The organism is Corynebacterium yonathiae (assembly GCF_027570195.1).
Classification (GTDB): Bacteria; Actinomycetota; Actinomycetes; order Mycobacteriales; family Mycobacteriaceae; genus Corynebacterium; species Corynebacterium yonathiae.
In genome coordinates this window covers 39,302-54,267 of record NZ_JAKMUZ010000006.1, presented here as the reverse complement: position 1 = coordinate 54,267, position 14,966 = coordinate 39,302, and the positions used below count along the sequence as shown (strand labels likewise).

Sequence of the window (14,966 nt, the reverse complement as noted above, 5' to 3'; positions counted from 1 at the left end):
TGTCTAAGCGCCAAAGATAAGGTGATTGACCGCGAATATCACCAATCCTGCCAGGGAACCGACGACGGTGCCGTTTAAACGAATAAATTGCAGGTCCTTGCCCACCATGAGCTCGATATTTTGGGAGGCCTCCTCCGCATCCCAGCGCTTGATGGTCTCTGGAATAATCGCGATGATCTCCGGGGCGAATTTCTCTACGGCATAGCGCGCGGCCTTGTCCACCAGTGCATTGGCCTGGGCTAAAAATTCAGAGTCCTCGAGCAGACGGTGCGCCAGCTCCGTGACCTTGGCCGTAATCTTCTGTCGCAGGAAAGACTCTGGGTCATTGAGCTGGTCAATCAGCGTGGTAGATACCGTGCGCCACATGGCCGCCGGCGCCTGCTGCGCTTGCTCAGAGGCGAGCATCTTCTGCTTGATGCCCTCGATGCGCCCGCGCATTTCCTCGTCCCACTGCAGATCGGAGGCGAGCTTGGACAGATTGCGTCGAATGGCCAGGCGGGCCTCGTGGTTGCCATTGCGGCGGACCTCATCGGCGAACTCTACGAGCTCGCTATAAACCTTCTCCCCCACCATCTCGCGGGCAAAGCGCGGCGCCCAGCCCGGCATGCGCTCATCAATGGCGGTGACCACGGTGGACTCCATGCTTAAAATCTTGCCGTGTGCCCAGTCGATGAGGTCATCCTCCAGCGGACGCGCCTTACCATCTGCAATATAGCCCTCCAGCAGCCTGCCCAGCGGCGGGCCCCATTCCGGTTCGGCTAGGCGGTCCATTACCTGGGTGCGAATAAACTGCTCCGCCTCCGCAGGATCCAAATCTGACACCACGCTGGCCGCACGCTCACCAATCCACGCGGAGACCTCTTCCGCCTTGCCGGGTTCCACCCCCTGGCGTGCCAGCCACAATGGCAGCTCCGCCTCCCGCACCTTGGCGCTGAGCGCATCCGCGGTGAGGAAGTTCTCCTCCACAAAGTCACTCAGGGCATCGCCCACGCGGTCTTTGTTATTCGGAATCAGCGCCGTATGTGGGATGGGCAGTCCCATGGGCCGGCGGAAGAGCGCGGTCACCGCAAACCAGTCCGCCAGGCCACCTACCATGCCGGCCTCTGCCGCTGCACGCACGTAGCCCACCCACACAGGCGCCCCGCTTTCCGACGCCTGCCACCACGAACACCCCAAAAAGATCACCGCCGCACCAATCAGGAACGACAGCGCAATCGCCTTCCACCGCCGCAGGTCCGCCCGCCGGGCTTCCTGATTACCGGCCTGCGGCACGGGAGCAGCGCCCGACAATGCCGGCTCCGGTGCCGATGCGGTTGCCGATTCGAGGCCTTCGTCCGCGCGGTGCGTCATGAACTCTCCTTGGGATTGTGAAGATATTTTTGAGCTTTGTTCTCTAACCCTAGTGCCCGCACCGGACATGTCCGGTGGCAGCCATCGTTACAATGACTCCTCGAATCGCTATCACGCCCATCTGACATTGTCATTTGGACGGTGAGAGATCACGCAACCCCCGTCTCCTTGCATGGTTCGCATGCGAGGAGACGGGGGTGAGGTCGAGTCAGTACAGAAACTTGAGCAATGCCTAGGTGAGGCAAGCTCCTTAGTTAACTCGGCCGGTTTCCTTGCGGTACTTGCGGTAGTAGCGGCGACCGTAGTGGACGGTGCCTACTGCTGCGATAGCCACAATTACTAGGGCGATGATGCCGATGATCATGGTCAGGGTGTAGTCACCTTCGCCGGCGGTACCCAGCGGGGTATCCCACACGCCGAGGCCCCAGATGATGATTCCGGCAGCCGGAAGGCAAGACAGAATCAGACCCATGCCCACCCAGGTGGAGGTGCGCAGGAGAGAAGAGTGAGGAGCCCCGAAAGATACTGGATCGTAGCCCTCAATGTAGGTGTCCTGAATCTTGCCGGAGAACTCCGGGTAGGTCTCGCTGGCATAGTCAGCGACTGCGTGGGTGTTATCGCTCATGGCGGAGTCTTTCTGTCTTTCTCTCGTTCCTAGTATTCCTACGGAATAACCTTAGCTTAGTCGTCCTTGCCACGGAAAGCAGCACGTGCACGTTCGCGGGTAACCGCAGAAACTGCGGTCAGCGGAACGCCGGCCGGACAAACATCGGCGCACTCACCGTAAAGGGAGCAGTGGCCGAAGTTGGCTTCCAGGTCATCGACCATGTTGCGGGCGCGGCGCCCACGCTCTTCCTTGCCCAGCGGCATGAGGGAGAGGTGTACCAACTTCGCACCGGTAAACAGGTGAGCCGCGCCGTTCGGGCAGGCGGCAACGCAAGCGCCGCAGCCGATGCAGGCAGCGTGGTCCAGCGAGTACTCGGAAGTCTCATGGTTGACGTGCAGAGTATCCGCATCCGGAGCGGTACCTGCGTCCATGGAGACGTAACCGCCCTGCTCCATCACGTGGTCCAGTGCCGCACGGTCGACGATCATGTCCTTGATGACCGGGTAGGCAGCGGAACGGAATGGCTCCAGCTTGATGGTCTGTCCATCAGTGAAGTTGAACAGGCGCTGCTGGCAGGCCGGGGTGTTCTGGCCAGGGCCGTGTGGACGGCCGTTGATGGTCAGACCACAGGTACCACAGATGCCCTCACGGCAGTCAGAGGCGAAGGCGAAAGGCTCTTCGCCGCGCTCAATGTAGCCCTCGTTGACGTGGTCCAGCAGCTCCAGGATGGACATCTGCTCAGAGGCATCGTCTACCTGGACGGTCTCGAAGTGGCCTTCTTGGGTCGGTCCGGCTTGACGCCAGATCTCAAGTGTCAGTTTCATTACTTGTAGTTCCTTGTCATCAGCGGGATCGAATCAAAGTACAGCGGCTCGGCGTGGCGGATGAACTCGTTCTTATTAGCGCCCGGCTCCCAGGCGGATACGAAGCACCAGTTCTCGTCGTCGCGTTCTGCCTCGCCGTCCTCGGTGAGGTGGTCCTCGCGGAAGTGAGCGCCACAGGACTCGTCGCGATCCAGAGCGTCAACACACATGAGCTCGCCTAGGTCCAGGTAGTCAGCAACGCGCAGGCCGTATTCCAGCACCTGATTCATGTCGTTGGCCTCGCCCGGGATGCGGACATTAGCCCAGAAGTCCTCGCGCAGCTCACGGATCTTGGTGATGGCTTCCTTGAGGTCTTCCACGTTACGGGACACACCGCAGCCGTGGTACAGGATGTCGCCCAGCTGGCGGTGGTAGTAGGACGGACCGTGCGGGTTCTCGCCGCGCACACCCATGAGGCGGTCGATGCGCTCCTGGGATTGTGCCAGGGTTGCCTGTGCCTCTGGGGAATCCTCGGCCAGCTTCTCTTCGTTGAGGTGGTCAGCCAAGTAGTTCGGGATGGTAAACGGCAAGGTGAACCAGCCGTCGACGGAAGCCGAAAGCAGGGAGTTAGCACCCAGACGGTTAGCACCGTGGTAGGTCCAGGAACACTCACCGGCGGCGAAGAGGCCGTCGATGGAGGTCATCTCGTTGAAGTCGGTCCACAGGCCACCCATGGTGAAGTGGCAAGTCGGAGCGATACGCATCGGAGTCTCGTAGGCGGACTCGCCGATGGCCTCCTCGTACATCTCAATGAGGTTGGAGTAGCGCTCGCGAATCTTGTCCTTGCCCAGGCGCTCGATGGCGTCACGGAAGTCCAGGTACACCGAGTTGTGCAGGGGGCCAACACCCAGGCCAGCGTTAATCTGCTGGGAGATGGCGCGGGAAGCAACGTCACGCGGAACCAGGTTGCCGAATGCCGGGTAGCGGCGCTCCAGGAAGTAGTCGCGCTCTTCTTCCGGAATGGTATTCGGGTCGCGGTCGTCGCCCTCCTTCTTCGGGGACCAAATGCGGCCGTCGTTACGCAGGGACTCCGACATCAGGATGGTCTTAGACTGCCAATCGGAGTTGACCGGCAGGCCCGTCGGGTGGAACTGCACGAAGGCCGGGGAGGCCAGGTAGGCACCGCTGTCGTACGCACGCATCATGGCGCTGGCATTGGAGTTCTTAGCCAGGGTGGACATGTGGTAGACGTTGCCGTAGCCGCCGGTACCCAGCACGACTGCGTGGCCAGTGAAGGCCTTGAGCTCACCGGTAATCAGGTTGCGGGTAACGATGCCGCCTGCACGCTTCTTGCCATTGTCGTTGTAGACAATGATGTCCTGCAGATCATTATGGGCAAAGAGTTCTACGTTGCCCAGGCCGATCTGGCGGTAGAGCGCAGAGGTGGTGGACAGCTGCAGCTGCTGGCCTGTTTGACCACGGGTGTAGTAGGTACGGGAGACCTGCACACCACCGAAGGAACGGGTAGCCAGGGTGCCGCCGTACTCGCGAGCGAACGGTGCGCCGATGGCGTTCATGTGGTCAATAACGCGCACGGACTCGTTGGCCAAGCGCCAGCAGTCGGACTCGCGGCAGCGGTAGTCGCCACCCTTGACGGTGTCCTTGGTGTGGCGGTAGGCGGAGTCATTGTCCACCTTCTTGGCACGGGAGGCGTTGACGCCACCCTGCGCGGCGATGGAGTGCGCGCGGCGCGGGGAGTCGTGGTAGGTAAATACCTTTACCTTGTAGCCCAGCTCGCCCAGTGCGGCCGCAGCGGCACCGGCGGACAAGCCCGTACCAACCACGAGGACCTCAAACTTGCGGCGGTTTAGCGGGGAGACCAGCTGCATGTGGTCCTTTTGGTGGGACCACATGTCCTTCATTGGCACGCCGTGCGGTTCGTGGGATTCCAAGATGTTGCCGGCGGATACGCCCGGAACGATGGACTGTGGATGCGAGAACTTAGGGTGCTCGCGCTTGAGTTCAGTATTAGTCATGGGTTTCTAACTCCTTTAGCTGACCAAGCCCAGGGCAACGGACAAAGGCATAACGATGTTGCCGATGCAGACAACGGCCGGGATGACGTACGCCAGGATCAGGAAGGTCTGACGCCATTTAGCACCGGTGATACCCAGGTCAGAAGCAGCAAGGCGAATGCCGTGGGTGAGGTGCAGGAACAGGAAGCACATGGCGATCACGTACACGATGGTGACCGGCCAGCGGCTAAAGGTTGCAATCATATTGGCCTTTACTGCACCCTCCACAAAGTCACCTGGGGCGATGGGCTGCACGCCCATAGTCAGGTCCAGCAGGTGGAAGATGATGAACAGCAGCAAGACGATGCCGGAAACCAGCATGGACTTGGTAGCGAAGGAATCAAGGCCGCCCATCAGGTTGCTACGGCGGAACTTGCCGCGGGATGCCTTGGATCGTGCGGTGAGAGCAAACGCGCCGTAGATGTGGGCGATGATGGCAACCAGCAGGACCGCGCGGATAATCCACAGCAGGCCCTCGTGCGGGAACAGTGGCTCGCCCATGGAACGCAGGAATGCACCGTATTCATCCAGTGCCTCCTCGCCGCCGTGAGCAGGCAGGTACAACTTCAGGTTGCCGGCCATGTGGCCGACGACGAAAAGTGCAAACAGCAGGCCGGTGACGGCCATTATGAGCTTCAGAACCCAGGAGGGCACTCCCGGCTTCTGACGGATTGGTTCGTTAGTAATGTGGCCGTGAGCTACTGCCTCACGGTCGGGATTTCTTAAAGTCATGACACCTCCATTGTCGCCCTCACTTTAACTGGGCTTAACCGCTGGTTACCAGTCAATTCCTATGGTGTTTCACCTAACGGTACGGCGGTACGGTTAAAGCCAGAATTCTTTTAGGTAAGGGTTACCTTAGAAGGTTTGAGGCAAAACGTCGCTACCTTGGCCGCTCGCAATTCCGAAATATCTACGTTGCGTAATTCGCTTTCCAGATGTGAACTTGATCACCCAGTGTTACTAGAGTGACCGCCTTACCCCTTTATGTGTCAAACTTTCGCATGAAACCCACATGCGCCCCACAGGCGTGGTGAATATTCTTCGCAAGATCTTTGCGATTAAGGTGCACACCCGCAGGCCACCCAGTAACCTTTCCGGCATGAGTAAGACGTATGTGGGATCCCGCCTTCGCCAGCTTCGCCGCGAGCGCGATCTAAGTCAGGCATCCCTTGCCGCAACGCTTGGACTCTCCGCCAGCTACGTCAATCAGATCGAACACGACGTTCGGCCTCTGACCGTTCCGGTACTCCTCCGCATCACCGAGGTTTTCGGTGTTGATGCCACCTTTTTCTCTCGCGACGATGACTCCCGCCTCCTCGCCGAGATCCAGGACGTCATCCAAGACAAGGAGCTGTGCCCCTCCCCCGTCGAGTTGCAGGAGCTCTCCGAGCTGGTCTATAACCATCCCACCGTTGCCCGCACGCTGGTGGATGTCCACCGCCGCTACCGCAACGTGCGCGATAAGCTCTCGCTCGCCACGGATACCCGCCGCACCACAGAGGCCACCCAGGCCCTGTCCATGCCGCACGATGAGGTGCGCGATTTCTTCTACGCCCGCCAGAACTACCTGGACGACCTGGACCACCATGCGGAGCAGCTTGCCGACGCCCTCTCGGTCACCCAATTCGGCATCCGCGACACCGAACACGCCCTAGCCCAGCGCCTGCGCGATCACCACAACGTAGACATCCACATAACTTCACAAATGGATGGCACCCTGCACAGTTTTGACCGCGAGACCGGCGAGTTCCGACTCGCCTCGCGCTTGAGCGAGGGACAACGCGCCTTCCGCATGGCTGCGGAACTGAGTTTCCTCGAGGCTGGGGATCGCATCTCCTCGCTAGTAGAGGAAGAACCATTTACCTCGGACGCCTCACGTAACCTAGCGCAACGCGGCCTGGCCAGCTATTTCGCCGCCGCCACCGTGATGCCCTACGCCCTGATGCATTCCGAGGCCGAGCGCTCCGGCTACGACGTGGAATACCTCTGCCAAGTATTCGGCGTGGGCTATGAATCCGTCGCCTCCCGCCTGTCCACTCTGCAGCGCGATAATCTGCGTGGCATTCCTTTTACCTTCGTCCGCGTCGACCGCGCAGGAAATATGTCCAAGCGCCAGTCCGCCACCGGTGTGCACTTTTCCAATAATGGCGGCACCTGTCCGCTGTGGAATGTCTACGAGACCTTCACACAACCTGGCATCATCTCCCGGCAGTTGGCCCAGATGCCCGATGGCCGCAATTACCTGTGGATCTCGCGCGCCGTCCAGCACCATCAGGGACGCTTTGGCGATACCGATAAGCTCTTCGCCATCGGCCTTGGCTGCGAGGCCCGCCACGCCGACCGCACCGTCTACGCCGAGGGCCTTGATCTCAAAGACCTCTCCTCCGCGACCCCTATTGGCTCCGGTTGCCGCACCTGCCCGCGCGAGAATTGTGCGCAGCGCGCCTTCCCACCCATTAACGAGGTCATCAACGTCGATGCCCACCGCTCCGCCGTGGCACCGTACTAATTACGCATCGCCACGACGAACCTTTCGGGGGCGTAGACATACAAACGGCACCGCGGTCCCTCTGCCCGGTGGGCGGGGACGGCGCGGTGCCGTGGGCGTCGCTTCACGGCGACGTCGCCAAGCAGCCCTGCTTAGAGGTTAATCATGTGGCCGCCGATGCCTTCGGCAGCTTCCTTCATGGCCTCAGAGAGGGTTGGGTGGGTGTGGACGTTGCGGCCGATTTCCTCAGCGGTGAGGTCAAAACGCTGTGCCAGGGTCAGCTCCGGCAGCAGCTCGGAGACATTGGAGCCCACCATGTGGCCGCCGATAAGCTCGCCATACTCGCCATCCGCAATGAGCTTGACAAAGCCCGCGGTCTCGTTGAGGCCAGCAGCCTTGCCGTTAGCGGAGAACGGGAAGGTAGCAACCTTGATATCGCGGTCCGCGAACTTCTCCTTGGCAGCCTCTTCGGTGTAGCCGAAGGAAGCGACCTGCGGGTTGCAGAAGGTAGCGCGCGGCATATTCATGTAGTCACCCAGAAGCTGGGTCTCTACACCGGCGATGGTCTCTGCGGCGACAACGCCTTGTGCCTCAGCAACGTGTGCGAGCTGCAACTTCGCGGTGACGTCACCGATGGCGTAGATGTGGTCCACGTTGGTGCGCATGGTGTCATCGATGGCGATGGCGCCGCGCTCGGTGAGCTCAACGCCGGTGTTCTCCAGGCCGAAGCCCTCGGTGCGCGGGGCGAAGCCGATGGAAATCATGGCGCGGTCCACGGTAAGGGTGTCCTGCTTGGAGCCATCCTTGGACTCGACCTCAACGGTGACATTGTCGCCGTTGTCCTTGACGGAGGTGGTCTTGTAGCCAGTCAGCAGCTTAACGCCGAGCTTCTTGTACTCCTTAGCGATGGCCTTGGAGACGTCCTTGTCCTCGTTCGGCAGGACGCGGTCCATGAACTCCACGATGGTGACGTCCACGCCGTAGTTGGACAGAACATAAGCAAATTCCATGCCGATGGCACCGGCGCCAACGATGACCATGGACTTCGGGGCCTCATCGTTGAGGATCTGCTCCTCGTAGGAGACGATATTGCCGCCCAGCTCTACGCCCGGCAGAGACTTGACCACGGAGCCGGTAGCGATGATGCAGTCATCGAAGGTGACGGTCTTGCCCCTGTCATCACCGTCGGTGATTTCAATGGTCTTATCATCCTTGAAGGAGCCCAAACCATTGATCTCGGTGATCTTATTCTTCTTCATCAGGTAATGAACGCCCTTGACGATGCCCGCGGAGACCTTGCGGGAACGCTTGTGGGCAACACCGAAGTCGAAGGAGACATCGCCGGAGATGCCAAAATCCTTTGCTTCGTGATTGAAGGTGTGGGCAACCTCAGCATTCTTCAGCAGCGCCTTGGAAGGGATGCAGCCTACATTCAGGCAGACACCGCCCCAGTACTGCTTCTCGATTACGGCAACTTTCTTACCAAGCTGAGCTGCACGGATGGCGGCCACGTAGCCGCCAGGGCCCGCGCCGAGTACTACTACGTCATAATGTTCATTAGTCACGCCCTACAGGATACGTAACTTTCCCCTCCATGTCGCGCATTGGGTCACACTCCTATGCCCGAGCACCCCACGCTTCGGGGGTAAAACGCACAAAGGCCCTGCACGGGGGGCGTCGGCAAGCGCGCGACGCCGTGCAGGGCTATGGGCTCGGTGTTTTAGAACAGGCCGAGAGCCAGTGCGGCGGCGGAGGACATGGAGGAACCCATGTGCAGGAACTGGCCCAGAACTTCATTGATGGACACGAGGATGGAATCGAAAACGTTCATTGTGCTTCTTTCTGTGTTTTTACTTGCCTAGAGCGAGGTATGGGCCCGCGGACGGGACCGCACTTTCACACGTTTAGTACTAGCGGAGATTCTAGCGCCACCGTTACATACGCGCTGCGTTCAAAATTATGACATACAAACCACATGTGTCACAGGTTTTGCTACATTAAATAGGGACTATTAAAGCATAGAGCCTTGCTGATACTCTCGTTTTACGGAACGATATCTACTGAGAAGTTTCTTCTAATTCGAGGATGCAAAAATATGCATACCTTGCACTCAACCGGTTCCCGCGTGGTAGGCATCGCTATTGCGGCCGGAGGCCTCTCCACCACTCACGCCTCCGCCGTAGAGCCGGCCGAAATTCAGGGTGACCCCACCCCGTCCACCATCCGCGAGGCTAACCTCACTACCCCAGCAGATGCGGAAAACATCAACTACGTTATCACCACCGAGGGCGAAATCCTCGCGGTAGATATTGCCGGACTGAAGAACAAGGACAAGTGGAAGGGCCTCGCCTTTGGTCACGGCAGTGGCCAGCGTAAGCACTACGGCACCCCTGTAAAGGCCCTAACCGCCACCTCCGCCACTCTGGGCGGCCGCGAGGTTCCGCTTGCGGTCATCACTCCGAACGGCAACTTTGATAAGAAGCGCTCCACCCTGCATTTACTCAACGGCGCGGGCGGCGCTGAGCAGGACCTGTCTTGGCTGACTAACACCGTCAACCACGACATCGACCCCAAGACTGAGGGCGCACAGAACATAGTGACTTTCAACACGTCCAGGGATGCCAACGTGGTCATCCCGCGGGCCGGCGCTTTCCTTATTACACCGCCTGGGTATCTGCCCCAGGAAATAGCTACCTCAAGGTCCCCAGAAGTGGGAAACCTTCCTGACCAAGGAATTGCCAGGCGCTCTAGAGGCCCATATCGGAGGCAATAGCAAGCGCGTCATCGCTGGCATGTCTTTGTCCGCTACCTCCTCCCTGCTGTTGGCGGAGCATATCCCGGGCTTCCACAACGCGGAGGGCTCCTTCTCCGGCTGCGCGGCCACTTCTCGCCCGCTGCCACGCCTATACGCCCAGCTGACCGTCAACCGCGGCGGGGGCTCGGCCGATCAGTTGTGGGGCACCATGGGCAGCGAATACAACGTGTACAACGACGCGTTGGTCAATGCCACCCCGACGAATTTGCGCCCATCTGGGACTTACGATTCCGTGAACAGCGGTTTGGGCGGTACTAACGACCGGGGCGCACAAGGTTCCCCTACGCTGCTGGTTGAAAACGGTGTCATCGAGGCCGCAATGAGCCCCTGCATCTACAACCTCAAGGCCAAGATAGATTCCTAGGGCATGAAGGCGGACTGGAACTTCCGCAATACCGGCACCCACTTCTGACCAAGCTGGCACAATGACCTCTCCACCTCGTGGAAGACCTTCGAACGTGGCTTTGCCAAGGACGCCACAGAAGCACCGGCCTCACCCGGCTCACCGGCGGTAGAGGCTATTGAGCTTTCCATTCATGCGCCGCAAGCTCAGGAAAATGCGCAGATCAAGGACGCCCGGAGCACCGCTGACCAATCCCCGGATAAGGACTACGTCGAAGATATGACCACTCGCACTCCGGAGACCGCCGGCACTGCGGAAAAAGCAACGCTGCAGTATAATTAGCTAGTCCATAAACTACAGGAAGTAGTCTATTAACTACAGGAAAGAAGCACTATGAAGCATCTTAGCTCCATCCTTGCCTCCACCGCCGTGTGCGCAGGCTTGGCTTGCGCCCCGCTGGCGGGCGCCGCACAGCTCACCCCGCAGCAGGTAGCGGGCAATGCTGCCCAGTCCACCCTAGCCCCACTAGAGGTCACCCCGGAGTTGGAGCAGAAGACCTGGTACCAGAAGTACAAGGACGATCCGCGCGTCGAAAAGCTGCAGGCTACCTCCCCGGCCATGGACGGCCGCAAGATTCCGCTGGCGGTCATTCGCGCGACGGACGAGAACCGCCCAACCATTTACCTGCTCAACGGTGCAGGCGGCGCAGAGCAGGACATGGACTGGCTGAAGCTTTCTGATGCCGTTGATTTCTACCACTCCAAGAACGTCAACGTGGTAATCCCGCAGGCCGGTGCCTTCTCCTACTACACCGACTGGGTTTCCGAGCCAAACTCCAAGTACCTCAAGGGACCGCAGAAGTGGGAAACCTTCCTCACCAAGGAGCTGCCAGGAACTATCGAGGGCCACATCAAGGCCGATAACCACCGCGCCATCGCGGGCATGTCCATGTCCGCTACCTCCTCCCTGCTCTTGGCAGAGCACAACCAGGGCTTTTATGACGCCGTCGGTTCCTTCGCGGGCTGCGCGGCTACCGCCTACCCGCTAGAACACAAGGCTGTTGAGCTCACCGTCAACCGCGGCGGTGCTACCGCGGAGCAGATGTGGGGCCCGTTCGGCTCCCCCACCAACCGCTATAACGATGCGATGATGAACCATGAAAAGCTGCGTGGCACGGAACTATACATTTCTTCTGGTTCCGGTCTGGCTGGCAAGGAGGATACTTTCTCCTATAAACTGTCTGAGGGCAATAACCCCGTAGCGGCCGCTGCAGGCTCCGCCGTCCTGCAGGGTGAAGGCGGCGCCATTGAAGCGGGTGTGAACTACTGCACCCATAACTTCAAGGCCAAGCTGGACCAGGCCGGCATCCCGGCTACCTATAACTTCCGCAATACCGGCACCCACTCCTGGCCACATTGGATAGAGGATCTCAAGGATTCCTGGCCGGTGTTCGAGCGCGCTTTCAATAAATAAGCTCGTTTCTTTCCCCGGCTAAAAGGGCGGTAGGCTTGCAGCATTATGAAGTTGCTTCCTACCGCCCTTTCGCGCACTCATACCGATCCTTATACCGGCGTGGATTTTAACCTCGGTTTTGAGGTATCCCACTACACGCTGGATCTAACCTACCGCGTGGAGCCCAACCTGCTCCACGGCGAGGCCGTTTTAGCGATCCGAGCAACCGCTAATTTGACGTCCTTGACCTTGGACCTGGGCGGGGCGATGGTGGCCCGCCGCGTGACCGCGAAGGGCGCGCCGCGGGTGGCCAAGTTCCGCCAGTCTTCCGGCAAGCTGCGTCTTCGTTTCGCTGCAGAAATCGCTGCGGAGACGGAGTTTGAGCTGGTCATTCGCTACGGTGGCAGCCCGCGGCCAATCCGCACCACCTGGGGCGAGATTGGCTGGGAGGAAACCGAGTCCGGTTCGCTGGTAGCCAGCCAGCCCAATGGTGCGCCGAGCTGGTTCCCCTGCGACGACACACCTTCTGCAAAGGCGCTATATGACATCATCATTACGGCCGATGACCCCTTCATCGTGGTCTCTAATGGAGAACTGATTTCCCGCCGGGCGGGCGGCTCCACCACGCGCTGGCATTTCCGCACCCGCGAGCCCATGGCCACCTACCTGGCTACGGTACAGGTAGGCGAGTTTTCCAGTTTTGCCTTGGGCCCTTCCGCTCGGGCTTGGGCACCGGCCGCGCTGCGCGAGCGCGTCTTGGATGAATTTGCCCAGCAGCAAGAGATGGTGAACTTCTTCTCCTCCATTTATGGCCCGTACCCGTTTGCGGATTACCAGGTGGTCATCACGGAAGATGAATTGGAGATTCCACTGGAGGCGCAGGGCCTGTCCATCTTTGGTTCCAACCACATTAAAGGCGACCACGCCTTCGAGCGCCTCATTGCCCACGAGCTTTCCCACCAGTGGTTTGGCAATTCCGTGGGCCTAGGCGAGTGGAAGGATATCTGGCTCAATGAGGGCTTTGCCTGCTACAGCGAGTGGCTATGGGCCGAGCATAAGGGCGAGACCACCGCGCGCGAGGCGGCACGTTCCCACTACAACGTCCTAGGCCGCAAGGCGCAGAACCTCACCGTTTCTGACCCGGGTGCGCGCGATATGTTCGATGACCGCGTGTATAAGCGTGGCGCCTTGACCGCGCACGCCATTCACTGCCTGCTTGGCGACGCCTTCTTTACCACCCTCCGCAGCTACCTCACCGAGCACCAACATTCGGTGGTGGAGCCTTCCATGTTGCTAGATTCCTTCCGCGCCGCTGCGCCCGATGCCGCGCTTTTCGACGCCACCGTAGACGCTTGGCTCAACCAAAAGGCCCTTCCTCCATTCCCGAATTAGTGGTTTCAGCCCCGTTTCGCGGGATTTAATCTGCGTTTGTTTGGGGAATGTCTAATCTATTGAACACCCTCTTCTTTCCTGTTGACGGGGTGTTTTATCTAGGTAAAATAGAACATGTAAACGAATGGGAAAGGAGGGATTATGCAGACCACCAAGCATGCGGAGATAGACTCCGCCATCGCACAGGTTGCCACTGGGCTAACCCAACTGCGCGACCTCATGCAGGATCCTTCCGACTTATCTTTCGAGCTTCTTCACCCCCATTTCGAGCACTTGGAAAGGGCCTTGGGCAACAAGGCCGCTATTGACGCTGCCTTTGCTTTCATCGCGGAGCGCGATGACGCTGGTCGCCGCGTAGGCTCCTCAAAGGCCAAGGACTACCTAACCACCCGCCTAGGCCTTAGCGATGCCGAAGCGGCCGCTCGTCTGCGCAATGGCAAGAATCTCTTCGCGCCCCTACCCGAGCCGGAGCCCACTCCCCCACCTGCTGATCCCGATGCCGATGACGCTGCACGCGCACAGGCCGAGGAAGAAGCTCGCCGCCGCGCTGACCGTGAGCGCCGCGAAGAGGAGAAGCGCCGCAAGAAGCTCTTCGAAGAAGAACCCATTCCCGAGCGCGTCCTCAATCTCATCGAGAACGAGCTACGCAGTCTCAGCAAGTACGCCATTCCCGGCCCAAGCGAACTGCGCAACCAGGCCCTCGAACAGGCCAAGCGCCGCTCCTTAGATTCCCTGCGCGAGTGGCTACGCAAGGCCATCCGCAAGGCGAATAAACATGCCCTCAATCCTGCCGGCGAGCCCGATCCACACGCCGCAACCCGCAAGCGACGCTTCAGTATTTCCCGCCAAGACGCAGACGGCGGTGTGCACATCTCCGGATACCTCGACGCCTCGTCCGCCGCCATCCTCGCCAGCGCCTTTGCCCCTGCGAAGAATAAGGGCAGCGCCGATCTCAGCGCCGAGGATGATACCCGCACTTATGCCCAGCGCATGGCGGACCAATTGACCGCTGCGCTGTCGAGCTACCTTTCTGCCACCCAGAAGACCTCCGACGGCCTCGGTTCCTTCTTTGTCGCCACCACCTTGGAGGAACTGGAGGCGATGGGCGGAGATACCCGCTTCGCCACCAGCACTGGCATCGAGCTCACCCCGCTCGATCTCCTCCGCTTGGGTGCCGCGCAGCACGATTTTTTCTGCGCCGTGGACGAGAAGGGCTTTCCGCTCGAACTGGGCCGCACCAAACGCACCGCGTCCCTCTGGCAGAAACTCGCCCTCGCGGCCTCCGAACTTGTCTGCACCCACCCAGAGTGCCACCGCCCCTGGCAGGACTGCGATGTCCACCATCTGCAAGCGTGGTCGCACGGCGGCGCCACCGACCTCAAGAACCTCACACTCCTGTGCCGCCGACACCACGTGGACAATAACGACTACCGCGATGGCCGCAACGGAATGGGTCACGCCGAACGGGACCCCGGCACCGGCCGGGTGGGCTACCGAGCCGCCCACACGAGCGGCCTATCGCCCACGATAGAGGTCAACGAACACCCCGCCGCGGAACAAGCCCCGGCTCGCAGGCTCACCGATCCACCTTCGCCGCCTCCGTCACCCCCAGGCGCAGCCTGACCTCTTCCACGCGAG

General features: G+C 60.0%; 13 protein-coding genes. 6 read left to right on the top strand and 7 right to left on the bottom strand.

Annotated elements, in window-relative coordinates:
* Positions 1-3: 3 nt before the first annotated feature.
* The 5 genes from L8V22_RS04305 to L8V22_RS04285 form a co-directional block, all read right to left on the bottom strand.
* The gene (locus tag L8V22_RS04305) at positions 4-1,350 is read right to left on the bottom strand and encodes a DUF445 domain-containing protein (RefSeq protein ID WP_238800555.1); all 1,347 of its coding nucleotides are present in this window, start codon (positions 1,348-1,350) and stop codon (positions 4-6) included.
* A 250-nt stretch (positions 1,351-1,600) separates the two neighbouring features.
* Positions 1,601-1,975, bottom strand: coding sequence for a hypothetical protein (locus tag L8V22_RS04300; protein ID WP_049377823.1), 375 nt, complete (start codon positions 1,973-1,975; stop codon positions 1,601-1,603).
* A 56-nt stretch (positions 1,976-2,031) separates the two neighbouring features.
* A complete protein-coding gene (locus L8V22_RS04295) occupies positions 2,032-2,781 on the bottom strand; it encodes a succinate dehydrogenase/fumarate reductase iron-sulfur subunit (RefSeq protein ID WP_238800557.1) in 750 nt (249 codons plus the stop codon).
* Positions 2,781-4,796, bottom strand: a complete 2,016-nt coding sequence (locus L8V22_RS04290) for a fumarate reductase/succinate dehydrogenase flavoprotein subunit (RefSeq protein WP_023020451.1) — start codon at positions 4,794-4,796, stop codon at positions 2,781-2,783. Before L8V22_RS04290 ends, L8V22_RS04295 begins: the two co-directional genes overlap by 1 nt.
* Before the next feature lie 15 nt (positions 4,797-4,811).
* Positions 4,812-5,567 carry a succinate dehydrogenase cytochrome b subunit gene (locus L8V22_RS04285; RefSeq protein ID WP_238800559.1) on the bottom strand — a complete coding sequence of 252 codons (756 nt, stop codon included), beginning with the start codon at positions 5,565-5,567 and terminating at the stop codon, positions 4,812-4,814.
* A 370-nt stretch (positions 5,568-5,937) separates the two neighbouring features.
* Between L8V22_RS04285 and ramB the strand changes: the two genes are divergently transcribed.
* On the top strand, positions 5,938-7,347 hold the full coding sequence (gene ramB / locus L8V22_RS04280; protein WP_238800561.1) for an acetate metabolism transcriptional regulator RamB: 1,410 nt from the start codon (positions 5,938-5,940) through the stop codon (positions 7,345-7,347).
* A gap of 131 nt (positions 7,348-7,478) precedes the next feature.
* Here ramB and lpdA read toward each other — a convergent pair whose 3' ends face one another.
* A complete protein-coding gene (gene lpdA, locus L8V22_RS04275; protein ID WP_238800563.1) occupies positions 7,479-8,891 on the bottom strand; it encodes a dihydrolipoyl dehydrogenase in 1,413 nt (470 codons plus the stop codon).
* Positions 8,892-9,421: 530 nt separating this feature from the next.
* Between lpdA and L8V22_RS04270 the strand changes: the two genes are divergently transcribed.
* Entirely contained in the window at positions 9,422-10,099 is a 678-nt protein-coding gene (locus L8V22_RS04270; protein ID WP_269966407.1) for a hypothetical protein, read from the top strand.
* A complete protein-coding gene (locus tag L8V22_RS04265) occupies positions 10,062-10,505 on the top strand; it encodes an alpha/beta hydrolase-fold protein (RefSeq protein WP_238800567.1) in 444 nt (147 codons plus the stop codon). The genes L8V22_RS04270 and L8V22_RS04265 overlap by 38 nt, the downstream gene beginning before the upstream one ends.
* Here the strand turns inward: L8V22_RS04265 and L8V22_RS04260 are convergent.
* The gene (locus L8V22_RS04260; RefSeq protein WP_238800569.1) at positions 10,502-10,675 is read right to left on the bottom strand and encodes a hypothetical protein; all 174 of its coding nucleotides are present in this window, start codon (positions 10,673-10,675) and stop codon (positions 10,502-10,504) included. The genes L8V22_RS04265 and L8V22_RS04260 overlap by 4 nt on opposite strands.
* A gap of 202 nt (positions 10,676-10,877) precedes the next feature.
* Between L8V22_RS04260 and L8V22_RS04255 the strand changes: the two genes are divergently transcribed.
* The 3 genes from L8V22_RS04255 (at position 10,878) to L8V22_RS04245 (ending at position 14,951) form a co-directional block, all read left to right on the top strand.
* Positions 10,878-11,957 (top strand): alpha/beta hydrolase, encoded by a 1,080-nt coding sequence (locus L8V22_RS04255; RefSeq protein WP_238800570.1) that lies wholly within the window; start codon positions 10,878-10,880, stop codon positions 11,955-11,957.
* 45 nt (positions 11,958-12,002) lie between these two features.
* Positions 12,003-13,328, top strand: coding sequence for a M1 family metallopeptidase (locus L8V22_RS04250; protein ID WP_238800572.1), 1,326 nt, complete (start codon positions 12,003-12,005; stop codon positions 13,326-13,328).
* Between the two features lie 141 nt (positions 13,329-13,469).
* Positions 13,470-14,951, top strand: coding sequence for an HNH endonuclease signature motif containing protein (locus L8V22_RS04245; protein WP_238800573.1), 1,482 nt, complete (start codon positions 13,470-13,472; stop codon positions 14,949-14,951).
* Positions 14,952-14,966 lie beyond the last annotated feature (15 nt).

What these genes read in the sequence shown, in the direction of transcription:
- L8V22_RS04270 (WP_269966407.1), top strand. Translation starts at nt 9,422, where the DNA reads ATGCATACCTTGCACTCAACCGGTTCCCGCGTGGTAGGCATCGCTATT.
- L8V22_RS04295 (WP_238800557.1), bottom strand. Translation starts at nt 2,781, where the DNA reads ATGAAACTGACACTTGAGATCTGGCGTCAAGCCGGACCGACCCAAGAA.
- L8V22_RS04245 (WP_238800573.1), top strand. Translation starts at nt 13,470, where the DNA reads ATGCAGACCACCAAGCATGCGGAGATAGACTCCGCCATCGCACAGGTT.
- L8V22_RS04255 (WP_238800570.1), top strand. Translation starts at nt 10,878, where the DNA reads ATGAAGCATCTTAGCTCCATCCTTGCCTCCACCGCCGTGTGCGCAGGC.
- L8V22_RS04285 (WP_238800559.1), bottom strand. Translation starts at nt 5,567, where the DNA reads ATGACTTTAAGAAATCCCGACCGTGAGGCAGTAGCTCACGGCCACATT.
- L8V22_RS04305 (WP_238800555.1), bottom strand. Translation starts at nt 1,350, where the DNA reads ATGACGCACCGCGCGGACGAAGGCCTCGAATCGGCAACCGCATCGGCA.
- L8V22_RS04250 (WP_238800572.1), top strand. Translation starts at nt 12,003, where the DNA reads ATGAAGTTGCTTCCTACCGCCCTTTCGCGCACTCATACCGATCCTTAT.
- ramB (WP_238800561.1), top strand. Translation starts at nt 5,938, where the DNA reads ATGAGTAAGACGTATGTGGGATCCCGCCTTCGCCAGCTTCGCCGCGAG.
- L8V22_RS04260 (WP_238800569.1), bottom strand. Translation starts at nt 10,675, where the DNA reads ATGGAAAGCTCAATAGCCTCTACCGCCGGTGAGCCGGGTGAGGCCGGT.
- L8V22_RS04300 (WP_049377823.1), bottom strand. Translation starts at nt 1,975, where the DNA reads ATGAGCGATAACACCCACGCAGTCGCTGACTATGCCAGCGAGACCTAC.
- L8V22_RS04290 (WP_023020451.1), bottom strand. Translation starts at nt 4,796, where the DNA reads ATGACTAATACTGAACTCAAGCGCGAGCACCCTAAGTTCTCGCATCCA.